The organism is Pseudomonas sp. P1.31, from assembly GCF_001269815.1.
GTDB lineage: Bacteria > Pseudomonadota > Gammaproteobacteria > Pseudomonadales > Pseudomonadaceae > Aquipseudomonas > Aquipseudomonas rustica.
The window spans coordinates 55,373-77,072 of the sequence record NZ_LHVN01000044.1 but is presented as its reverse complement, the minus strand read 5'-3'; the positions used below and the strand labels follow the sequence as shown (position 1 = coordinate 77,072).

Sequence of the window (21,700 nt, the reverse complement as noted above, 5' to 3'; positions counted from 1 at the left end):
CTGAAATCGCTATCGCGAGCAGGCTCACTCCTACAGGTGTATCGGTTGGTCGCAATGTTTGTGATCACCAAAGATCCCTGTAGGAGTGAGACTGCTCGTGATCGCCTCACCGCCAATCCTGGATAAAACACTCGTACTCTTGCTCTTTCATACTTGCTGAAACGTTTCCGCAGCGCTATAAAAATGGCACAACTCCAATAAAGGCTGCTGCCATGACCCCGCTCAAACTCGCCGTCGCCCTCGGCGCTTTCACTGCTGCTTCCCACGCCATGGCCTGGGATTACGTCCTTCTCGATACCAACAAGCCCGCGCAAAACTGGAGCATCACCAGTGAACAGCTCGGTGTGAAAACCGACCAACCCTTCTCCGTAAGCCTGCGTACCTTGCACGGTGGGCGGCAGGAAGGTGTCAGCATCGTTGATATCGATAACGGCACGATGAAACTCTCGGTGGTACCAACCCGAGGCATGAATGTCTTGCAAGCCTCTGTCGGCAATGTGCGCATGGGGTGGGATTCGCCGGTCAAGGACGTGGTCAACCCGGCCTTTATCGAACTCAACGGACGCGGTGGGCTGGGTTGGCTGGAAGGCTTCAATGAGCTGGTCGCCCGCTGCGGTTACGAATGGGTTGGCCATCCCGGCATGGACAACGGTGAACTGCTGACTTTGCATGGCCGCGCCGCCAACATCCCGGCCAGTACCGTCACGCTGCACATCGACGAAAAGCCACCCTACGCCATCAGTCTGCGCGGCGAGCTGAAAGAGCAGGCCTTCAAGAAAGTCGACTTCTCGGTCGTCACTGAACTGGTCACCGAACCTGGCAGCGTGCGCTTTGCACTTAACGATACGCTGACCAACAACGGCGACTATCCAAAGGAATACCAGGCGCTGTATCACAGCAATTTCAGCACGCCGTTCCTCGAGCAGGGCGCCCGTTTTGCTGCACCGGTGAAACAGGTCTCGCCGTTCAACGACAAGGCCCAGGGCGATCTGGCTGACTGGCAGACTTATCGTGCGCCGACCAAGGACTACGACGAAACCGTCTACAACGTCGTGCCCTATGCCGACGCCAAAGGTGAAACGCTGACTGTTCTGCATAACAAGGCGGGCAGCCTTGGTGTTTCTGTTGGCTTCAATACCCAGCAGTTGCCAGTGTTCTCTCTGTGGAAAAACACTGATACCCAAGGGCAGGGCTATGTCACGGGGCTGGAGCCGGGCACCAGTTTTTCTTACAACCGCCGCTATCAGCGTCCGTTGAATCTGGTGCCGACCATCGCACCGAAGGAACGCAAACAGTTCCAGATCAGCTACAGCCTGCTCGCAGACAAAGGTGCTGTGGATAACGCCTTGAAGCGTGTGACCGAGATTCAGGCCGGACGCGACACCGAAGTGCGGCAGACGCCGCTGGTGGATCTGACCGAGCATTAAGGTGTCGCCGGCCGATATTGCAGCGCCTCGGCCAAGTGTTCGCGTTTGATCGCATCGACTTGCTCAAGGTCTGCCAGTGTCCGGGCGACTTTGAGCAGGCGATGGGCCGAGCGCAGCGAAAGCGTTAATCGCTCACAGGCCGACTCGAGCCATTTTTCATCGGCTGTGGATAACGCGCAGTGCCGCTTCAGCCCCGGCAAATCAAGAAATGCATTGGCGCAGCCCTGACGTTTCTGCTGCCGTTCGCGCGCCTCGGCGACCAAAGCAGCGGCGGTGGCACTGTCCTCTCCCGGCTTTACCTGCGGATTCAGAGCCGTCGCCTCCCGCGCGACCGTCAGGTGCAGATCAATTCGATCCAGCAGCGGCCCCGATAGCTTGTTGCGATAGCGCTGCACCATGTCCGGTGTACAGGAACATTTGCCGCTGGGCTCGCCAAGATATCCACAGGGACATGGATTCATTGCCGCCACCAATTGAAAGCGCGCCGGAAAACGCACGCGATCCTTGGCTCGGGAAATCACGATGTGTCCGGACTCCAATGGCTCGCGCAGCACCTCCAGAACCTTGCGATCAAACTCCGGCAATTCATCGAGAAACAGCACGCCGTGGTGGGCGAGGGTGATTTCACCGGGTTGCGGTTTCGAGCTGCCACCGACCAGTGCCGGGCCGGATGCCGAGTGATGCGGCTGGCGAAACGGCCGCTGCGGCCAGTGGGTCAGCGGCACGCAACTGGCGACCGATTGAATGGCCGCCACTTCCAGCGCCTCGCTTTCCGCGAGTGGTGGCAGCAACCCGGGCAGGCGACTGGCCAACAAGGTTTTGCCCGTCCCCGGCGGGCCGCTGAACAACAGGTTATGCGCGCCCGCCGCGGCAATCAGCAGCGCACGTTTGGCAGCTGATTGACCTTGGACTTCGTTGAGATCGGGATAGGGTTTGCTGGCGTACATCAGGCCGTTCGAGACATACGGTTCAACCGGCGTATGGCCATTGAAATGCGCCACCGCCTCCAGCAGATGATCCACCGCAAACACTTTCAACCCCGATGCCAGACAGGCTTCCTCAGCATTCGCTCGCGGCACCACCAGCGCACGACCCGCCTTGCGCGCCGCCAATGCTGCCGGCAACACGCCACGCACCGCTCGTACGGCGCCGGACAGCGCCAACTCACCAAGACATTCCACATCATCCAGCGTCAGACACGGCACCTGCACACTCGCCGACAGAATCCCCAAGGCAATCGCCAGATCAAACCGCCCGCCATCCTTGGGCAGATCCGCCGGCGCCAGATTCAAAGTGATCCGCCGCGCCGGAAACTGCAGCCCGGAATTGATGATCGCGCTGCGCACCCGATCCTTGCTCTCCTTCACAGCCGCCTCGGGCAGGCCGACCATGGTCAGCGACGGCAGACCGTTGGCCAGATGGACTTCGACGGTAACAGCGGGGGCTTCCACGCCAATCTGGGCGCGACTGTGGACGATGGAGAGGGACATGGTCGTTCCTTGAGCTGAATCGGGGAGCCGCTTCCTGCGGGTTTTTTAAGGGTAGTTGAGCCGGGTTTCAGTGCTGAAATAGAGGTTTACAAGACGTATCAAGACCCGATGGGCTGTCACTGCTTGCCTGAATTGGAGCGTTGACTCTCGACCGGCATTGACGGATCATCCTGTTCGAGGACTGCAACTGCGCATTCGTCGGGACTGGGCACCAGCAAAAGCTCCCCCGCATTTTTGGCAGCAGAGAAAGCTGGTTTCTCTGAAGTAGTGACGACGGGCTAGCCTGTCGGATTCTGAACCCAAGGCCGTAAAGCCCGGAGCTAAAGAATCGCTGCGACTACTCCTCAAAAAAAACTTAAAAGGCGTCCATCGGACGCCTTTTTTATTTCTGATTTGATGGTGCTCGTGGTATCTGCCCTACTAACGTGCCATGTGCGCGTTTTTGCGGGTACCAAGTCACCACGAAGTAACCAAATCCTGTGGCGCGCTCGTGTCGCGGTTCAAGAATCAGTGTTCCCATAGATGTCCTCAGTACCGCGATCCTGTTTCCACATCGCTGTTCTTTGAACTCACAATAGATTTGTGCTCCCGGGACAATCATTTTCGCAACAATCGCTGCTATCCCATCGGCAGTCTGGCAACCATGCTTGAGCAAATCGGCACTATGGGCTTCCCAAATGTGCACTACGCCAAAACCACTATTCGCTCGACGGTGGATACCTACACGCAGATAAATCTTCCCGCCTGGCAAGCCGAATTTTGGCATATCGGGGATCGTGCCAAAGGTGTAACCACCATCTGGATGCTGAACCAGCGTGTTTTCTTTGAGCTTAAGCAAATCAGACAAGAGGGATCCAGAACCAGAGTGTCTGGCGATCAATGTGTATTGCCTGGAACTCGACGAATAGGATCGACCAGCGCAGGCGAAAGCCATCAGCCTAATCACAGCGAAGAACTCACGGAATCAGGCGCAGACGCTGATTCTCGTAGGGTTATGCCCTAATAGTTGTAGGACGCCGGCGAAACGGTTTGCCCGATTCGCTGATCAGCAGGGTGTTTTCGATCTGGTTGTGGATCAGGGTTTTGCGGGTTTGGTATTGGTCGGGGTCGAGTTTTCGCAGCATGCGTTCGTTGAGGTAGATGTGCAGCAGGCGACTCAGGTCTCGGGCGCAGAACCAGGGTTGGTTCTGGATGAGGAGGGCGTGGAGGGGGAGTTTGTGGCGGGTGAAGATGTTAGGTGTCAGGTAGTTTTCGTCCATGGTTCAGTTCTCGAATTCAAGTGAAGAAAACTGCTTCTGTTCGTCGCCAAACGAAAAGGGTGGCAGCTATGCGCGGGTTGGCGAACCGGTGAATTCGAAACCGGCAGACCCTGAGGTCTCCCACGCAAAGCCGCCATAACTCGTTGAGAGAAAAAACCTCTCTGTGAGTTTAGTTGCATTGCGTCAAATTCGATCCAGGTCGCCAAACCCGCTGCTGAACATTCAGCATCGGGTGAGCTTAGAAACCTGGGCTTTTCGGCGCAATCGGACGGCGGTGGTGCAGGTTGTAGGACGTTGCCGGGATGGTTGAAGGGCTGGAGATCAAAAGATCGCAGCCTTCGGCAGCTCCTACAGGGGGCGCGGATTATTCAGCGGGCGGTGTCAGCTTGGCTTCCATTTCGGCGACTTTGGCTTCGAGGCTTTCGAGGCGGGCGCGAGTGCGGGCCAGTACGACCATCTGGCTGTCGAATTCTTCACGGCTCACCAGATCGAGTTTGCTGAACGCACTCTGCAGCAGCATCTTGAACTGGCTTTCGATTTCGGCTTTCGGCAGCGGGGTGTCGCCGTTGAACAGGCGGGAGGCGGTGCCGCTCAGGGCGTCGAGGAAGTCTTTGGGCGCGAGCATGGTGGATGTCCTGGAAACAATGGCCGGCAGTGTATCACGCAGTGTCTATAGTCAATCCCGTGGTCAGGGATGCACGCTTTTCGCGCAGGCGGACGGACGGCGACGCACCGTTGTTGTGCGTATCCGCAGGGCGTTTTGTGCGGGATGGCGTGCGGCAGCGGCCAAGGGATTGAAATCAGAGGTTTTTGGCGAGATGGCAAGGTTTCTGCTTAGTCACCTTCGACCCATGCACTGATGCAGTCGCTGTGACGAATGCAGTGCGGCAGACGGAGCGGGGAGTTTCGTCGGCAGCGGTTAGCTGGCGTCAGTCGGGCAGGTACGGCCGACGATGCGTTACAAAGCCAGGCACTGCGCTTAGACTTGAGTCGGGTTTGTTTTCCTGGGGCAAGTCCACCAATTCGGGAGAGAGTTTTCATGAAGCTAGTCACTGCCATCATCAAGCCGTTCAAGTTGGACGACGTGCGCGAGTCGCTGTCCGAAATCGGCGTGCAGGGCATTACCGTTACTGAAGTCAAAGGCTTCGGCCGGCAGAAGGGTCACACCGAGCTGTATCGCGGCGCGGAATATGTGGTCGATTTTCTGCCCAAGGTGAAAATCGACGTGGCCATCGACGACAAGGATCTGGATCGGGTTATCGAGGCGATAACCAAGGCGGCCAACACCGGCAAGATCGGTGACGGCAAGATCTTCGTGGTCAATCTGGAACAGGCGATTCGCATCCGTACCGGCGAAACCGATACCGACGCGATTTAAACGCCGCCACAAACCCCAACGCCCCAGGAGAAAACAATATGACTCTGCGTAAATTCGCAGGGCTAGGAGCCCTGTTGTCCATCGTAATGCCCAGCCTTGCAATGGCGGCAGACGAAGTGGCGGCCCCAGTCCTCAATTCCGGCGACACTGCCTGGATGCTCACCTCGACGGCACTCGTGCTGTTCATGACCATCCCGGGCCTGGCGCTGTTCTACGGCGGCATGGTTCGCTCGAAAAACATTCTTTCCGTGATGATGCAGTGCTTCGCCATTACCGGTCTGATCAGCATCCTGTGGGTCATTTATGGCTACAGCATTGCGTTCGACACCACCGGCATGGAGCAGGGCGTCGTCAACTTCAACTCGTTCTTCGGCGGCATGGGCAAGGCGTTCCTCGCCGGTGTCACGCCTTCGAGCCTGACCGGTCCTGCGGCGCTGTTCCCTGAGGCGGTGTTCATCACCTTCCAGATGACCTTCGCGATCATCACCCCGGCGCTGATCGTCGGTGCGTTCGCCGAGCGGATGAAGTTCTCCGCGATGCTGATCTTCATGGGCATCTGGTTCACCTTGGTTTACGCGCCGATCGCACACATGGTCTGGTCCGGCAACGGCGGCCTGATGTGGGACTGGGGCGTGCTCGACTTCGCGGGCGGCACCGTGGTGCACATCAACGCCGGTGTCGCTGGTCTGATCTGCTGCCTGGTGTTGGGCAAGCGTAAAGGCTTCCCGACCACCCCGATGGCTCCGCACAACCTCGGTTACACCCTGATGGGCGCGGCGATGCTGTGGGTCGGCTGGTTCGGCTTCAACGCCGGTTCCGCTGCGGCGGCCAACGGCACTGCTGGCATGGCGATGCTGGTTACCCAAATCGCTACCGCTGCGGCGGCGCTGGGCTGGATGTTTGCCGAGTGGGTCACTCACGGCAAGCCAAGCGCACTGGGCATTGCTTCGGGTGTGGTTGCCGGTCTGGTCGCGATCACTCCGGCTGCCGGCACCGTGGGCCCGATGGGCGCACTGGTAATCGGTCTGGCCGCAGGCGTGGTGTGCTTCTTCTGCGCCACCACCCTGAAACGCAAACTCGGTTATGACGATTCCCTGGACGCGTTCGGCGTACACGGTATCGGCGGTATTCTCGGCGCGATCCTTACCGGTGTCTTCGCTGCGCCGGCTCTGGGTGGCTTCGGCACCGTCACCGATATCGGCGCGCAAGTCTGGATTCAGGTAAAAGGCGTCGGCTTCACGGTGATCTACACCGCGATCGTCACCTTCATCATCCTCAAGGTACTGGACGCCGTCATGGGTCTGCGTGTGACCGAGGAAGAAGAATCGGTCGGCCTCGATCTGGCACAACACAACGAACGCGGCTACAACCTGTAAGTACGCGCACTGAAAAAAATTGCCCGGTTCGCCGGGCATTTTTTTGTCCGGGATTTGTCATTAAGCGACAGGCTGAAAGGATTTTTCGTACGCCTTTAGTCGTGTTTACGACGACGGTTTTTCACCGGCCAAACGCTTACGTCATTGCACGCGTATTAGGGCCTTTGTTTTTTCCCAGAGCGCGCTAGAATGCGCCCCGAACGTGCGGAGAACTGTATGTGGCAACAGACTCTGATTACCCTGCGGGCACGGCCCCGGGGCTTTCATCTGGTAACGGACGAGTTACTCGCTGGCCTGCCTGAACTCAGGGAGTGCCGGGTCGGTCTGTTGCATTTGTGGCTGCAGCATACCTCGGCGTCGTTGACCATCAACGAGAACGCCGATCCGGCGGTACGTCGCGACTTCGAACGATTTTTCAATCGTCTGATCCCACAAGGAACAGACGGCTATGAGCATAACGACGAAGGCCTGGACGACCTCCCGGCGCACTTCAAGGCCAGCGTGCTTGGTTGTCAGATCAGTCTGCCGGTGTCGGCAGGGCGACTGGCACTGGGTACCTGGCAAGGTGTTTATCTGGGCGAGCACCGTGATCATGGCGGTGCCCGTAAAGTCCTCGCCACCTTGCACGGTGAAGGGGCATAAACCGTTGGTCACCAATGGTTACTGATTTTTTAACGGCGACTTTCGACAGTTGCCAAAGCTGGTCTATAACTAATCTGCTTTTCGCAAGTCATGAGGTAGAACATGAGCGACGATGATCTGGAAAACGACGACCTCGAAGTAGGCGACGAAGACGAGGCCGAGGAAGGCCTGGAAGCAGCAGCGGAAGACGTTGCTGACGACGATGGCGGTGACGATACGCCGGCCCCGGCTGCGAAAGGCAAAGCCAAGGCTGCGGTGTCGGTAGATGAGTTGCCGAGCATTGAAGCCAAGAACAAGGAACGCGACGCCCTGGCCAAGGCCATGGAAGAGTTCCTGTCGCGCGGCGGAAAAGTGCAGGAAGTGGAGGCCAATGTGGTCGCCGATCCTCCGAAGAAGCCGGACAACAAGTACGGCAGCCGCCCTATCTGAGGCGTGCCGCTTGCTTGCTGAAAAAGCCCGCCGTCGCTGCGGGCTTTTTCATGGGTGATGAAAAGATCAAAAGATCGCAGCCTTCGGCAGCTCCTACATTGGAATGCGTTCCCCTGTAGGAGCTGCCGAAGGCTGCGATCTTTTCAGCGGTTCCAGCGTGCAAGCACGGCTGGCAAATCGCTGAGGCTACGGATTTCAGCATCCGGCAGACGATCCGCTTCCCAGGCTTTGCCCGCCGGGTTAAACCAGATTGCCCGTAACCCCGCCTGTTGTGCGCCGGCAATGTCATCACCCGGATGATCGCCGATGTGCACGGCGGTTTCGGCGGTGGCGCCACCGCGTTGCAGAGCCTCATGAAAAAGCCGCGCGTCCGGTTTGGCGATGCCGATATCTTCCGCACAAAGTGCAAACTTGAAGTAATCCGCCAGGCCCAATCGACGCACATCGGCGTTGCCGTTGGTAACCACGCCAAGGGCGTAATGATTGGCGAGGATCTCCAGCACCGGCTCGACTTCAGGGAACACTTCAATCTGATGTCGCGCATGCAGAAACACTTCAAAGCCCTTGTCTGCCAGGTCGGTGGCTTCGCCATGGGCGTAGCCGGCGTCCTCCATCGCATGAAACAACACCCGCCGACGCAACGCGCTGATGCGATGTTTCAGCCCCGGTTCATTGGTCAGCACACGCTCACGAATCGCCCACAAATGCTCGACCGGCACCGCGCCCAGATTCGGCGCATGTTCGCTCAGCCATTCGCGCAATACCGCTTCGGCGCTAACGATCACCGGGGCGGTATCCCACAGGGTGTCGTCGAGGTCGAAGGTGATCAACTGGATGCTCATGAATCGTCGCCTTTCATGCGTTTGGCCCGTGGATGGGCACTGTCGTAGACCGCCGCCAGGTGCTGGAAGTCCAGGTGGGTGTAGATCTGCGTGGTCTTGATGTCGGAGTGGCCGAGCAATTCCTGCACCGCGCGCAGATCCTGTGAGGATTCGAGCAGATGGCTGGCGAAGGAATGCCGCAGCATGTGCGGGTGCAGGTTCTGCCCGAGCTCGCGTTCGCCGGCCAGTTTGACCCGCACCTGAATCGCTCGCGGGCCAAGGCGTCGACCTTGCTGGCTGACGAACACGGCGTCGTCCGCCGGGTTGGTCATCGCGCGCAATGGCAGCCATTGTTCGATGGCTTCGCGGGCCTTTTTTCCTACCGGCAGCAGACGGGTTTTGCTGCCCTTGCCGAGGACTTGCACCATGCCATCGGCCAGATCAAGTTGATCAAGATTAAGCCCGGTCAGCTCGGAGAGGCGCAGACCGGAGGAGTAGAACAACTCCAGAATCGCCTGATCCCGACGCGCGAGAAAATCATCCTCGACCGCACCTTCCAGCAGTTGCAGCGCACGGTCAGTGTCGAGGGTTTTCGGCAGGCGGCGCTCGCCTTTCGGTGGCGCCAGACCGGTCGCCGGATCATGGTCGCAAAGGCCTTCGCGATTCAGATAGTGATAGAGCCCGCGCACCGCTGAGAGCAACCGGGCGAGGCTGCGTGAGGACTGGCCTTGCGCATGCAGGCGGGCGATCAGGCTGCGCAGGCGCTGAATATCCAGCGCCGCCCAACTGCCGATGTTCTGCTTGATGCACCAGCCGAGGACTTTATCGAGGTCGCGGCGGTAGGCCGAGAGCGTGTGCGGCGACACCTGTCGCTCACTGCGCAGGTGTTCGCAGTAAGCGTCCAGTTGTCGTTCCATGCTCAGCGTACCGAGCGCAGGGAGCTGTTGACTCGTGGCAACACGCGACCCATGACTTCGGCGATGTAGCTGAGGAACAGCGTACCGACCGAACTCTTGTAGTGCTGCGGATCACGGCTGGCAATTGCCAGAATGCCGTGGATGCCTTGATGGCTGACCGCGACGACGGCGGTGGAGCCGATCTGCTTGCGCTGTTCTTCGCCGAAGAGGAAGTCCAGTTCATGTTCGCGCAGGCTGCCGCTGACGCTTTTGCCTTCGGTGAGCAAGCCGCCGATGGCGACTTGCGCGTCGGCGTGGGTGACCCAACGGCCAACCGGTGCCGGGTTGTCGCCGAGCAAAATCAGGCTGACAAAAGGCACTTGGAAATCCTGACGCAGACTGTCTTCGACGCTGATCACCACGTCTTCCAGGCTGCTGGCATCCATCAAGGAAAGAATCAGGCGACGGGTTTTGTCGAACAGGCGATCGTTGTCGCGGGCGACGTCCATCAACTGCGAGAGGCGGTGACGCATCTCGATGTTGCGATCACGGAGGATGGTCATCTGCCGCTCGACCAGCGAAACGGTGTCGCCGCGCTGGTGCGGAATGCGCAGGGCGGGCAGCAGTTCTTCGTGCTCGACGAAGAAGTCCGGATGCGCCTCAAGGTACGCAGCAACCGCTGCCGCCTCCAGGCTCTCGGACGCTGATTCGTCGGACTGTCGGGCGGGTACCTGAGGCTTATCGGTCATGGTTTTTGCTCACTCAAAGACGCACTTGTCCTTCGTATACACGCACTGCCGGACCGGTCATCAGCACCGGTTGGCCAGGGCCTGCCCATTCAATGGACAGACGCCCGCCGGGCAAGTCGATCAACAGCGGCGAATCCATCCACCCCTGACTGATGGCCGCGACCGCCGCCGCACATGCGCCGGTACCGCAGGCCTGGGTTTCCCCGGCGCCACGTTCCCACACACGCAGTTGCGCGCGGTTGCGGTCGATGACCTGGAGAAAACCGACGTTCACGCGCGCGGGGAAGCGCGGGTGATGTTCGATTTTCGGCCCCAGTTCATGCACTGGCGCGTTGTTGATGTCCTGCACGCGCAGTACCGCGTGAGGGTTGCCCATCGACACAGCGGCCAGTTCGACCGTGGTGCCATCGACTTCCAGTTGATAGCTGATGGCTTGCGCCGGTGCGTCGAACGGAATGTCCGCAGGCACCAGACGCGGGGCGCCCATGTTCACGCCGATCTGGCCGTCGTTACGCACGTCCAGCTCGATGATGCCGCCCTTGGTTTCGACGCGAATCTGCCGTTTGGCGGTCAGACGCTTGTCGAGCACGAAGCGCGCAAAGCAGCGCGCACCGTTGCCGCACTGCTCAACTTCCGAGCCGTCGGAGTTGAAGATCCGATAACGGAAATCCACGTCCGGATTGCTCGGCGCCTCGACGATCAGCAATTGGTCGAAACCAATGCCAGTGTGGCGGTCGCCCCATTGCTTGGCGTGCTTTGGCTGAATATGCGCGTGCTGGCTGACCAGGTCGAGAACCATGAAGTCATTGCCCAAGCCGTGCATTTTAGTAAAACGCAGCAGCATGGGTTACTCCGGCAGCAGGCTTTCGCCGGCAAACAGCTCGGCCACGGTCTCGCGGCGACGCACTTCAAAAGCCTGATCACCGTCTACCAACACTTCAGCGGCACGGCCACGGGTGTTGTAGTTGGAGCTCATCACAAAACCGTAGGCGCCGGCCGAATGCACGGCCAGCAGATCGCCTTCGGCCAGAGCCAATTCGCGATCTTTGGCGAGGAAGTCGCCGGTTTCGCAGATCGGGCCGACGATGTCGTATTTGCGCGCAGCAGTATCACGCGGTTTGACCGCGGTAACGTCCATCCACGCCTGATACAGCGCCGGGCGGATCAGGTCGTTCATCGCCGCATCGACGATGGCGAAGTCTTTGTGTTCAGTGTGCTTGAGGTACTCGACCTGAGTCAGCAGCACGCCGGCGTTGGCAACGATGTAGCGGCCCGGCTCGAACACCAGCGCCAGATCACGACCGTTAAGACGCTCGCGTACGGCTTTGATGTAGTCGGCAGCCAATGGCGGCTCTTCATCGCGATAACGCACGCCCAAACCACCACCGAGATCGATGTGGCGCAGGTGAATGCCGCAATCGCCGAGACGATCAACCAGATCCAGCAGACGGTCGAGCGCATCGAGGAACGGTGGCAGCGTGGTCAGTTGCGAACCGATGTGGCAGTCGACACCGACCACTTCCAGGTTCGGCAGATGCGCGGCGCGCACGTACACGTCTTCGGCGTCGGCAATGGCGATGCCAAACTTGTTCTCTTTGAGACCGGTGGAAATGTACGGGTGGGTGCCGGCATCGACGTCCGGGTTCACACGCAACGAAACCGGTGCGCGAACGCCCAGCTCGGCAGCCACGACTTGCAGGCGCTCGAGCTCGTCGGTGGATTCGACGTTGAAGCAGTGCACGCCGACTTCGAGGGCGCGACGCATGTCATCACGGGTCTTGCCGACGCCGGAGAACACGATCTTGTCAGCGCTGCCGCCAGCGGCGAGGACGCGTTCCAGCTCGCCCCGGGAAACGATGTCGAAACCGGCGCCGAGACGGGCCAGGACATTCAGAACGCCGAGGTTGGAGTTGGCTTTGACCGCAAAGCAGACCAGGTGCGGCATGCCGGCCAGCGCATCGGCGTAAGCCAGATACTGCGCTTCGATGTGTGCGCGCGAGTAAACGTAGGTAGGGGTGCCGAAGCGGTCGGCGATGGCGGACAGCGCCACACCTTCCGCAAACAGCTCCCCGCCACGGTAGTTAAAAGCGTCCATGGCGATCCCTTAATAAACGTCGTGCTTGTGTGCTTTGGAAGCCGGTTGTTTTTGCGACGATTTGGCTTGCTCGGCCGGATCCTGAGTGTCATCGGGCAGGTACAGCGGGCCTTTTTGACCGCAGGCCGAAACAAGGCAGGCAACCGCGACGAGCGCAGCAAGGGAAGAGATCAGGCGCTTCATGGCGAAATCCTTGAAAATGCGTTAATTGCGCCGGAGTATACCGGCCACCCGGCAGCTTGCCTATGTGATGGCCTTCCCGTCCGGCGGGGCTTGCCCAAAGCAGCCCGGATCGCCGCAATCCCCTGTAGGAGCAGAGCTTGCTCGCGAAAGCGTTGTATCAGTCAGCATCATTGTTGAATGATTGACCGCGTTCGCGAGCAAGCTTTGCTCCTACAAAGGGTGGTGAGGGTGCTTGGTCGTTAATCTTTGCAATCGGCCGGAAGCGTCCGTATCTTTCGGCGCTTGAGCCTGATCAGAACATTTTTTGAGGTTGCCGCAATGAGTTTGTCCGAAGCCCGTTTCCACGATCTGGTCGATGAAACCCAGGAAAAACTGGAAGACATCTTTGATGAAAGTGACCTGGATATCGACATGGAGAACTCTGCCGGTGTGCTCACCGTCAAGTTCGAAAACGGCTCGCAGCTGATCTTCAGCCGTCAGGAGCCGCTGCGTCAGCTATGGCTGGCGGCCGTGTCCGGTGGTTTCCACTTTGATTACGACGAAGAAAGCGAGCGCTGGATGTGCGACAAGAGCGAAGAGCAACTGGGCGAAATGCTCGAGCGCATCGTCAAGCAGCAGGCCGGCGCCGATTTCGATTTCGAAGGTCTGTGATTCCGTGACTGATACCGCTCCTGTTCGTCCGCCGAAGCCGCTTTACAGCAATGTCAGCGCGGCCGTGCCTTCGCCGTGCAGCGGGGTTTGCCGGCTGGATGAGCAGAAGGTTTGCCTAGGCTGCTTTCGGCATGTTGAAGACATTCGCGAATGGCGCTCGGCAGATGATCAGCGCCGGCGGGTCATCTGCGCCCAAGCCACCGAGCGCCGCACTCAAGCCTGACTCGATCCTGTGGTGAGGGGATTTATCCCCGACAGACTGCGCAGCAGTCTCAAAAGCCTGGGGCCGCTGCACGACCCATCGGGGATAAATCCCCTCGCCACAAAGGTTCCCGGATGGATAAGTGGGGGCTGGGGCAGGGTGGCTTGTATAATTTTTGAGCTGTGATAGTGTCCGCAGACGCCTCAAACCACCGAGGCACGGTGAAAACCCCGTCTTTTTTGGCGGGGTTTTGCTTTTTATGTGCAGAAGAAAGGAGACTGCCCGGATCATGACCGCACCTTCCATCACCCTTACCCGTCTGGACGTGCAACGTCTGGAGCGCTTGATCGACAACCTGAACGAGAAAGACCAGGCTGCGCCGGGCGTGATTGCGCTGCAAACCGAACTGGATCGCGCCGACACCGTGGTCGGCCACGATGAAGTGCCCGCCGATGTCGTGACCATGAATTCCCGCGTGCATTGCCGCGAAGAAGGCAGTGGCAAGGATTACCACCTGACGCTGGTCTATCCCAAGGATGCCAACGCCGACGAAGGCAAGATCTCCATTCTGGCGCCGGTCGGCAGTGCGCTGCTGGGCCTGAAAGTCGGTCAGCACATCGACTGGCCGGCACCGGGTGGCAAGACTCTCAAGCTGACCTTGCTCGAAGTCGAATCGCAACCGGCCAACGGTGGCGCGTTCCCCGAGTAATCCTGCCTCAGACCTGTTCGAGCGCCTCGTTCAGTGCGCGCTCCAGGTCAGCCTTGTAGCGCAGATACAAATTGCTTGAACTCTGCCCGTCGCCGAGCAGGCCCGAAAGGTCGAGGTCGGTGATGTAGCAGCGGTAGCGCTCGGTCTCGCGACGCTGCTCGACGATCTCCCGGGCGACCACGCTGAACAGCTGGTCGCCATGTTCCAGCTCGCTGAATTCCCGTTGATTGCAATACAAAGTGACCTGCACTTCACCCGGTGCGGCTTTGCCGACGATCGCCTGCACGTCGTAGAACGGTTTGTTGACTGGCGTCTGCGGCGCGGGCCGTGCTTCGACCCGTCGCGCGCGCCCGGGGCCCGAAGGCAATAACTGGTAATACAAAGTTTCGAGGGCAGCGTCTGGGCCTGCGTCCATCGGCAGCACGGCTTCGCGGCGGAACAGGATCGATTGCAGAAAGCGCTGCAATGGCACCAGCAGACTTTGCTCATCGTGATACGGCAAACGCTGCAGCCACAGCGCATTGAATTCATCCAGCACGTACAACTCGGCCTGTTGCTCAGTGATCCGGTAGAACACCTGAATGCATTCCGGCTGGCCCATCGGCAGGATCAAGGCGAGGTCGTGCTCCTCCAGCGCCATCGGATCCAGATGCAGCGGGCTATAACGCGGCTGTTCTTCGCCGAGGTAATCGAGCAACGCCGGCAGCGTGGCGAGGGCGACATGGTTGACCTGGCCCGGCACCAATTCCAAAACGTGATAGTGCTGCTGCACCTGAATCAGGTAACGATGATTCAGGCCGCTGAGCAGCAGGTTCTGCGCGGTGTCGACGATCTCTTCGACGCGGCGGGCAATAAATTGCGCACGGTTGTGACAGAAGCAGCGCACCTTCAATTTCGGTTGCTGCGGCCCGCGCGGCAGGTTGTTGAGGTATTCGCGCAGGCAGTCGAGCAAGGCATGTGGGCCGTCGAAACGGTTGACCAGCACTTCGTTCCAGCTGTTGAGCGTGACCTGATCCAGGGTCAGCACCAGATTTTCGCGCACGCCGGCGTAGCTCAGCGAGTCGGTGCGTTCGGTGGTCATCAGGATGTTGAGGTCGCGGTGATGCTTGAGCGGGTCGATGCCGACGTTGACCAGCATCAGCACTTCGCTGGGCACTGCGGCGCGCAGCAACGGGATTTCGTCGACCGTGGGCAAGGGCAGGGCGATGCACTGCTGCAGGCTGCCGAGCAGGTTGAACAGTTCGAACTCGCTCATGTCACTGGTGCCGGGGTGCAGCGCCAGGCGCGTGCTGCTGTCGATCACGCCGTTGCGATGACTCCAGGTCAGCAGTTCAAGCAACTCGCGGCTGCGTTTGATCGGTGCGAAATGCTCCCATTCCTGCGCGGTGAGGCTGCCGTTGTACAGGCCCCACTGGGTTTGCCCCGGCTCCTTTTTGTTGCGCGATTGCACCAGCGTCAGGGTGTCTTCGGCCAGATCCGGGGCGATGCCGGGGTTGATGAACTCGACCTTGTCGGCCTTGCGTTCAAACGCCGCGTACAACCGTCGGCCGAGCACATTGAGGTCGCGCTTGTTGATCAGGCTGACGGTTTGCTCGGTGCGGGCGAACTGGGTCAGGAAGCGATAGCTGTAATTCAGCTCGCTGACGAGTGCGCGGCGTTCGGCGCTGACCTGACGGACTTTCCACTGGCTGCGGCTATCGAGCAGCGCCAGCTGCCGCTGATCCCAATGCCATTCGCTGGCCAGGCGTTCGAGCAGCGAGCGCTGCCAGCTCTGCGTGCGGCTGTTGCCGGTGAGCTTGCGATTGACCTTGAGGTACAGCGCGCGCCGCACCAGTTCCAGACGCTCCGGCTCATTGCGCGCCTTGAGGTATTCCTCGATGCGCCGGTACACGACCATGTACGGATCCAGTTCATCCAGATCCAGTTGATTGGCGAACACGGCTTTTTTGAAGCGCAGGCTCAGGCACTGCACTTTCGGATGCTCGCTGGCGTAGACCTCGGTCAGCAGCAGTTTGAGCACCGATTTGTACGGCGACTCGATGCCTTTGAACAACTGCCACAACCCGGCACCAATGAATTCCCCCGGCGGAATCGTCGCCAGATGGCCAAGATCAAGGGTTTCGTCGGCGCGAATAAAGCGCTTCGACAGCAGGGTGTGGGTGTAAACGTCGTAGGCGGTTTCTTCGTAAACCGGCACCAGCCACCAGATCGGCGTGCGCCCGGCCAGCCAGATCGCCGTGCGATAAAACTCGTCCAGCAGCAGGTAGTGCTGGGTAGTGCCACAGTTTTCCGAGCTGAGCTGGTTGTCGCGTTCACCTTTGACGAAGCGCACCGGGTCGATCAGGAAGAAATGCGCCTCGGCGCCCTGGCTCGCGGCCCAGGCTTCGAGCAACTGGCATTTCTTGCTCAGCTCACTGAGTTCGCTTTCGCTCAGATCCGGCGCGTGGCAGACCCACACGTCCATGTCACTTTGATCGGCCTGCGCCAGTGTGCCGAGGCTGCCCATCAGGAACAGGCCGTGAATCGGACGCGGCGGGTTGCTGCCGTGGCGCGGCTTATAAGAAAACGAGCGAGTCAGGCGTTGGGCTTCAGCGAGCACATTGGCGTCCGGCTCGTAATTCGACAGGCCGGCCGGCGCACTGCCCGAGACGTAACCCGGCAGCAGCGGATGATTGACGTGGAAGAACAGCGGCAACAGCGTCAGCACGCTCTGTTGGCGCGGCGACAACCCTTCGAGGGCACGGCCGAGGCGGCCTTCATTGAGTTTGAGAAACCGCGCGCGCAGCTGGCTGAGAACCTTGCGGTCAATTCCCTCGTCCAGGTCGGGGCGGATTTCGTGGGTGCGCGTCATGTCAGCTCAAACCGGCTCGCAGGCTCGGACGTAGAGGGTCTCGGAATGTCAGGCAGTTTAGCCTTAGGGCAGCGGGACTTTTAAGCTGAATTTGTTTTTGACGTCAGATTTCTATCGTTTCGCCCGCACAGGCCCGCGGAAATCCCGTGGCAGGAGTTCCCGTGGGCGAAGTCGGGTGGAATCAGGCGGTTTCTTGCTCTCTCAGAATGGTCAGCACGGTTTGCACATTTTGCGCAGCATCGCGACCGAGGCTGGTCAGATAACCGCCATCGGGCTGATCCGTCAGGTCTTTTTCAAAGAGGCGTTTGGCGGCAGAGATATGTTTCGGGGCAGCGGTCTGATGAATTTTCAAACCTTCCTGGGAACTGTCCAGGGGAAAGAGTGCGAGGACTTCCAGTTCGGCAACCAACTCAGGGGTAAGCGACATAAGGACTCCAGACTTTCTAGGAATTAGACGACAGCGCCCCTAAGGTGAACCCGCTTTTGCGGCATGTCCAGTGCTCAGATCAGGGATTTTGTCGTGAGGCGGATTCCAGTGTAGTCCCCATAAAAAAGATCGCAGCCTTCGGCAGCTCCTACAGGGGATTTGTGTAGGAGCTACCGAAGGCTGCGATCTTTTGATCTTAGGCTTTTTCTGGTGGCAACTCAGGGAGTGCACGCAGGGCCGCTTCGTACCATTCAGTATCAAATGCGCGGTCTTCATCGAGCATCGCGTCAATCTCGTAGGCCAGCACGTGGGCCATCAGATTGAGGATTTCTTCGCGCTCGACGCCGACCAGGGTCAGTTTGTTGAACGTCGCTTTAGCGGCCGGCGGGTTGTCGCTTTCGATCTGGTTTTCGATGGCTTCGATCAACGTCGCTTCGGTGAACTCTTCTTCGTCGTTGTCATTGTCGATGTCTGTCGGCTCGCTCATGGCAGGCTCCTCAAGGAAAGGCGCCAGTTTACCCGCATTCAGCGGCGTGATGCTGCTGGCGGGATTGGCCTGAGCGATCTATAAACAGGCACTGCCCACCCCGCACGGCCTGGAGGCTATGTGATGCTCAAGCTCTACGGATTCTCAGTCAGCAACTACTACAACATGGTCAAACTGGCGCTGCTGGAAAAAGGCCTGCCGTTCGAAGAGGTCACCTTCTACCCGACACCGACCCCGGAATCACTGGCCATCAGCCCGCGCGGCAAAGTCCCGGTGCTGGGCGTGGAAGCCGGTTTCATCAACGAAACCGCGATCATCCTCGAATACCTCGAACAGACCCAAAAAGGCACACCGCTGCTGCCGAGCGATCCGTTCGAACGTGCGCAAGTGCTGGCGATTGCCAAGGAAATCGAGCTGTACATCGAATTGCCGGGCCGCGCCTGTTATGGCGAAGCCTTCTTCGGCATGACCTTGCCGGACGCGATCAAAGAAAAGACCAAGTCTGAATTGCTATTGGGTTTTGCCGCACTGGGCCGTCACGGCAAATTCGCCCCGTACGTGGCGGGCGACAGTCTGAGCATTGCCGATTTGTACTTCCTCTACAGCGTGCCGCTGGCCTGTGCGGTCGGGCATAAACTATTCGGGATCGATTTGCTGGCGGAGATGCCGCAGGCGAAGGCGCTGCTGGAGCGGCTTGAGCAGAATCCGCATGTGCAGAAGATTGCGGCGGACAAAGAAGCGGCGATGCCGGCGTTTTTGGCGATGATCGCTGCCAAGAAGTAGAGGTTTATTGTTCTGAAGTCAGTCTTCGCGGGCAAGCCTTGCTCCTACAAGTTCACACCGAACCCGTAGGAGCAAAGCTTGCTCGCGAAGCTTTTGCTTTTAGCGGCTGGCGATCAGCGCCTGACCGCGAATTACAGCTGCCTTGACCTGCGCCGGCGCAGTCCCGCCGATATGGTCGCGGGCATTCACCGAGCCTTCCAGGGTCAGCACGGCAAACACGTCCTGCTCGATCTGATCGCTGAACTGGCGCAATTCTTCCAGGCTCATCTCGGCCAGATCCTTGCCAGTGTCCACGCCGTATTTCACCGCGTGGCCAACGATCTCGTGGCAATCACGGAACGGCAAACCACGGCGCACCAGGTAATCCGCCAGGTCGGTCGCGGTGGAGAAACCACGCAGCGCCGCTTCACGCATGATCGCGTGCTTCGGTTTGATCGCCGGGATCATGTCGGCAAAGGCGCGCAGCGAGTCGCGCAGGGTGTCGGCGGCGTCGAACAGCGGCTCTTTGTCTTCCTGGTTGTCCTTGTTGTAGGCCAGCGGCTGGCCTTTCATCAAGGTCAGCAGGCCCATCAGCGCGCCGAACACACGGCCGGTCTTGCCACGCACCAGTTCTGGCACGTCAGGGTTTTTCTTTTGCGGCATGATCGAGCTGCCGGTGCAGAAACGATCCGGCAGATCGATGAACTGGAACTGCGCGCTGGTCCAGAGCACCAGCTCTTCGGAGAAACGCGACAAGTGCATCATCGCGATGCTCGCGGCCGAGCAGAATTCGATGGCGAAGTCGCGATCGGAAACGTTGTCCAGCGAGTTGCCGCCGACGGCGTCGAAACCGAGCAGTTGTGCGGTGTATTCGCGGTCGATCGGGTAGGTGGTGCCTGCCAGCGCAGCGCTGCCCAGCGGCATGCGGTTGGTGCGCTTGCGGCAGTCGACCAGACGCTCGTAATCGCGGCTGAGCATTTCGAACCAGGCCAGCATGTGGTGCCCGAAGGTCACTGGCTGCGCGGTCTGGAGGTGAGTGAAGCCCGGCATGATGCTCGCGGCTTCGCGCTCGGCTTGCTCCAGCAGGCCTTTTTGCAGACGGGTGATTTCGGCGAGGATCAGGTCGATCTCGTCACGCAGCCACAGGCGGATGTCGGTGGCGACCTGGTCGTTACGGCTACGCCCGGTGTGCAGTTTTTTACCGGTGACGCCGATGCGATCGGTCAGGCGTGCTTCGATGTTCATGTGCACGTCTTCGAGGTCGATGCGCCAGTCGAACTGGCCGGCTTCGATTTCGCCCTGAATGGTGTTCAGGCCGTCGATGATGCTGTCGCGCTCGGCATCGGTCAGCACGCCGACCTTGGCCAGCATGGTGGCGTGGGCGATCGAGCCCATGATGTCGTGGCGATACAGGCGCTGGTCGAAAGTGACGGAGGCGGTGAAGCGGGCGACGAAGGCGTCGACGGGTTCACTGAAGCGGCCGCCCCAGGACTGATTGGTCTTGTCAGTGCTCATGAATTCGCTCGTATCGGCTTGAAGAAAAAAGGCGTGAAACGCTGGCGCGGATAATAACAGGGTTGCCAATCCTGTCGTTGACACTGGTCGATACGTTTTTTTCTCATCGAACCGGCCATAGTCGGCACTGCTCCCGGGGGATTTGCGTAAGGATATTTTTCGATTGAGCAATATCGGCCCGACGAGCGTCTACAGTAGGACATAAGGGTCGGCGCGACTTTGGATCGCGCAAAGGTCTGGTCGCCGACTATAAGAAGAGGGGGTGGGTGTAATTGTCCTTCGGCAATCCCTGCGAAAAACGCGAGAAACAGCGGGCTTTGAGCGGTACGACGCGGACTCTGGCAAATATTGCTGGCCGACGTACGGCACTTTTTGGCGCTCGGGCTAGTCTTAGCGTGGATCGCGGTGACGGACGTCACTTCACCTGTCTACGCTATCCTTGTGCGAGACTCACGCAGGAATCCAGCGCAATATGAATGTCCTGATCGTTGATGACGAACCACTGGCTCGCGAGCGCCTCAGCCGAATGGTGAGCGAGCTCGAGGGTTATACAGTTCTGGAGCCCAGCGCCACGAATGGCGAGGAGGCGTTGGCACTGATCGACAGCCACAAGCCGGATATCGTCTTGCTCGATATCCGCATGCCAGGCCTCGATGGCCTGCAAGTCGCTGCCCGTCTGTGCGAACGAGAAACGCCGCCCGCCGTGGTGTTTTGCACCAGCCCCGATGAATTTGCCGTGGAAGCCCTGCAGGCCAGCGCCGTGGGCTATGTGGTGAAACCCGTGCGAACTGAACATCTGCATGACGCCCTGAAACGGGCGGAACGTCCCAACCGGGCGCAACTCTCGGCCCTGACCCGTCCCGCTGCCGAAAGTGGCACCGGCCCGCGCAGCCACATCAGCGCCCGTACCCGCAAAGGCATCGAACTGATCCCGCTGGATCAGGTGGTCTATTTTATTGCCGACCACAAATACGTGACCTTGCGCCACGAGGCCGGCGAAGTGCTGCTTGATGAGCCGCTCAAGGCTCTCGAAGACGAATTCGGCGAACGCTTTGTGCGGATCCACCGCAACGCCCTGGTCGCCCGCGACCGCATCGAACGACTGCAACGCACGCCGCTGGGGCATTTTCAGCTGTTCCTCAAAGGCCTCAATGGTGATGCGCTGATCGTCAGTCGTCGGCACGTGGCCGGCGTACGCAAAATGATGCAGGGCCTGTAAGCCGGACTTTTTCGGCGGCTCACTGTTCTTTTCACCGGGCATGGCGGGCCAGGGAGGCCGCGCCGAGGCTGATTCAAGTCAAAGTGGATTTGGCTGAGCTGTTATTATCCGCCGTATCTATTCAGTACGGAT

Annotated in this window: 23 protein-coding genes and 2 pseudogenes; 11 read left to right on the top strand and 14 right to left on the bottom strand. The window is 59.4% G+C overall.

Translation table 11 applies throughout. From position 1 onward, the window contains the following. The first annotated feature begins 212 nt into the window (after positions 1–212). The gene (locus AD669_RS26385; protein ID WP_053124983.1) at positions 213–1,427 is read left to right on the top strand and encodes an aldose 1-epimerase family protein; all 1,215 of its coding nucleotides are present in this window, start codon (positions 213–215) and stop codon (positions 1,425–1,427) included. On the opposite strand, the gene AD669_RS26380 is transcribed toward AD669_RS26385, so the two are convergent. From AD669_RS26380 to AD669_RS26370, 4 genes and pseudogenes are all read right to left on the bottom strand, one after another. Continuing rightward, positions 1,424–2,917, bottom strand: a complete 1,494-nt coding sequence (locus AD669_RS26380) for a YifB family Mg chelatase-like AAA ATPase (protein ID WP_053124981.1) — start codon at positions 2,915–2,917, stop codon at positions 1,424–1,426. The two genes, AD669_RS26385 and AD669_RS26380, sit on opposite strands and share 4 nt — an antisense overlap. A gap of 382 nt (positions 2,918–3,299) precedes the next feature. Then, the gene (locus AD669_RS28350; RefSeq protein ID WP_082341502.1) at positions 3,300–3,764 is read right to left on the bottom strand and encodes a hypothetical protein; all 465 of its coding nucleotides are present in this window, start codon (positions 3,762–3,764) and stop codon (positions 3,300–3,302) included. A gap of 184 nt (positions 3,765–3,948) precedes the next feature. Then, positions 3,949–4,176 (bottom strand): annotated as a pseudogene (locus tag AD669_RS26375) (phage antirepressor protein); the annotation flags it as partial. Between the two features lie 364 nt (positions 4,177–4,540). Next, the gene (locus AD669_RS26370) at positions 4,541–4,801 is read right to left on the bottom strand and encodes an accessory factor UbiK family protein (RefSeq protein ID WP_008086041.1); all 261 of its coding nucleotides are present in this window, start codon (positions 4,799–4,801) and stop codon (positions 4,541–4,543) included. 414 nt (positions 4,802–5,215) lie between these two features. On the opposite strand from AD669_RS26370, the gene glnK reads away from it, so the two are divergent. The 4 genes from glnK (at position 5,216) to sutA (ending at position 8,001) form a co-directional block, all read left to right on the top strand. Then, positions 5,216–5,554 (top strand): P-II family nitrogen regulator, encoded by a 339-nt coding sequence (glnK, locus tag AD669_RS26365; protein ID WP_002555808.1) that lies wholly within the window; start codon positions 5,216–5,218, stop codon positions 5,552–5,554. Positions 5,555–5,592: 38 nt separating this feature from the next. Next, positions 5,593–6,930: an ammonium transporter gene (locus tag AD669_RS26360; RefSeq protein ID WP_016985874.1), complete on the top strand. Its 1,338-nt coding sequence runs from the start codon at positions 5,593–5,595 to the stop codon at positions 6,928–6,930. 216 nt (positions 6,931–7,146) lie between these two features. Continuing rightward, positions 7,147–7,572: a secondary thiamine-phosphate synthase enzyme YjbQ gene (locus tag AD669_RS26355; RefSeq protein WP_007920418.1), complete on the top strand. Its 426-nt coding sequence runs from the start codon at positions 7,147–7,149 to the stop codon at positions 7,570–7,572. 102 nt (positions 7,573–7,674) lie between these two features. Continuing rightward, entirely contained in the window at positions 7,675–8,001 is a 327-nt protein-coding gene (sutA, locus tag AD669_RS26350) for a transcriptional regulator SutA (protein ID WP_007920420.1), read from the top strand. A 143-nt stretch (positions 8,002–8,144) separates the two neighbouring features. Here the strand turns inward: sutA and AD669_RS26345 are convergent, their stop codons facing one another. From AD669_RS26345 to AD669_RS28340, 6 genes are read right to left on the bottom strand one after another with little or no spacing between them, the layout of a single operon-like run. Beyond that, complete coding sequence (locus tag AD669_RS26345) at positions 8,145–8,843, bottom strand: HAD family hydrolase (protein ID WP_053124979.1); 699 nt, start codon at positions 8,841–8,843, stop codon at positions 8,145–8,147. Continuing rightward, positions 8,840–9,739, bottom strand: coding sequence for a tyrosine recombinase XerC (gene xerC, locus AD669_RS26340; RefSeq protein ID WP_053124977.1), 900 nt, complete (start codon positions 9,737–9,739; stop codon positions 8,840–8,842). The genes AD669_RS26345 and xerC overlap by 4 nt, the downstream gene beginning before the upstream one ends. A gap of 2 nt (positions 9,740–9,741) precedes the next feature. After that, a complete protein-coding gene (locus AD669_RS26335; RefSeq protein WP_053124974.1) occupies positions 9,742–10,467 on the bottom strand; it encodes a DUF484 family protein in 726 nt (241 codons plus the stop codon). A gap of 13 nt (positions 10,468–10,480) precedes the next feature. Continuing rightward, complete coding sequence (dapF, locus tag AD669_RS26330; protein ID WP_053124973.1) at positions 10,481–11,311, bottom strand: diaminopimelate epimerase; 831 nt, start codon at positions 11,309–11,311, stop codon at positions 10,481–10,483. A 3-nt stretch (positions 11,312–11,314) separates the two neighbouring features. Beyond that, a complete protein-coding gene (gene lysA, locus AD669_RS26325; protein ID WP_053124971.1) occupies positions 11,315–12,562 on the bottom strand; it encodes a diaminopimelate decarboxylase in 1,248 nt (415 codons plus the stop codon). A 9-nt stretch (positions 12,563–12,571) separates the two neighbouring features. Next, positions 12,572–12,745: a lipoprotein gene (locus tag AD669_RS28340; RefSeq protein WP_082341500.1), complete on the bottom strand. Its 174-nt coding sequence runs from the start codon at positions 12,743–12,745 to the stop codon at positions 12,572–12,574. Positions 12,746–13,063: 318 nt separating this feature from the next. Here AD669_RS28340 and cyaY point away from each other — a divergent pair, with 318 nt between their 5' ends. From cyaY to rnk, 3 genes are all read left to right on the top strand, one after another. Then, on the top strand, positions 13,064–13,396 hold the full coding sequence (gene cyaY / locus AD669_RS26320) for an iron donor protein CyaY (protein ID WP_008084571.1): 333 nt from the start codon (positions 13,064–13,066) through the stop codon (positions 13,394–13,396). 4 nt (positions 13,397–13,400) lie between these two features. Further along, complete coding sequence (locus AD669_RS28335) at positions 13,401–13,619, top strand: DUF1289 domain-containing protein (RefSeq protein WP_082341499.1); 219 nt, start codon at positions 13,401–13,403, stop codon at positions 13,617–13,619. 268 nt (positions 13,620–13,887) lie between these two features. Then, positions 13,888–14,307: a nucleoside diphosphate kinase regulator gene (gene rnk, locus AD669_RS26315; RefSeq protein ID WP_053124969.1), complete on the top strand. Its 420-nt coding sequence runs from the start codon at positions 13,888–13,890 to the stop codon at positions 14,305–14,307. A 7-nt stretch (positions 14,308–14,314) separates the two neighbouring features. Here rnk and AD669_RS26310 read toward each other — a convergent pair whose 3' ends face one another. The 3 genes from AD669_RS26310 to AD669_RS26300 form a co-directional block, all read right to left on the bottom strand. Then, positions 14,315–17,158 (bottom strand): class I adenylate cyclase, encoded by a 2,844-nt coding sequence (locus AD669_RS26310; RefSeq protein WP_053124967.1) that lies wholly within the window; start codon positions 17,156–17,158, stop codon positions 14,315–14,317. A gap of 181 nt (positions 17,159–17,339) precedes the next feature. Further along, entirely contained in the window at positions 17,340–17,585 is a 246-nt protein-coding gene (locus AD669_RS26305) for a TIGR02647 family protein (protein ID WP_008084565.1), read from the bottom strand. Between the two features lie 196 nt (positions 17,586–17,781). Further along, the gene (locus tag AD669_RS26300; protein ID WP_053124965.1) at positions 17,782–18,072 is read right to left on the bottom strand and encodes a hypothetical protein; all 291 of its coding nucleotides are present in this window, start codon (positions 18,070–18,072) and stop codon (positions 17,782–17,784) included. Between the two features lie 123 nt (positions 18,073–18,195). Here AD669_RS26300 and AD669_RS26295 point away from each other — a divergent pair, with 123 nt between their 5' ends. Continuing rightward, the gene (locus tag AD669_RS26295) at positions 18,196–18,855 is read left to right on the top strand and encodes a glutathione S-transferase family protein (RefSeq protein ID WP_053124963.1); all 660 of its coding nucleotides are present in this window, start codon (positions 18,196–18,198) and stop codon (positions 18,853–18,855) included. Between the two features lie 99 nt (positions 18,856–18,954). Here the strand turns inward: AD669_RS26295 and argH are convergent, their stop codons facing one another. Further along, entirely contained in the window at positions 18,955–20,349 is a 1,395-nt protein-coding gene (argH, locus tag AD669_RS26290; protein WP_053124961.1) for an argininosuccinate lyase, read from the bottom strand. 272 nt (positions 20,350–20,621) lie between these two features. On the opposite strand from argH, the pseudogene AD669_RS29110 reads away from it, so the two are divergent. Both AD669_RS29110 and AD669_RS26285 read left to right on the top strand, forming a co-directional pair. Beyond that, a pseudogene (locus AD669_RS29110) lies at positions 20,622–20,825 on the top strand (sensor histidine kinase); the annotation flags it as partial. Next, positions 20,822–21,568, top strand: a complete 747-nt coding sequence (locus tag AD669_RS26285) for a LytTR family DNA-binding domain-containing protein (protein ID WP_007911111.1) — start codon at positions 20,822–20,824, stop codon at positions 21,566–21,568. The pseudogene AD669_RS29110 and the gene AD669_RS26285, both read left to right, overlap by 4 nt. Positions 21,569–21,700: the final 132 nt, after the last annotated feature.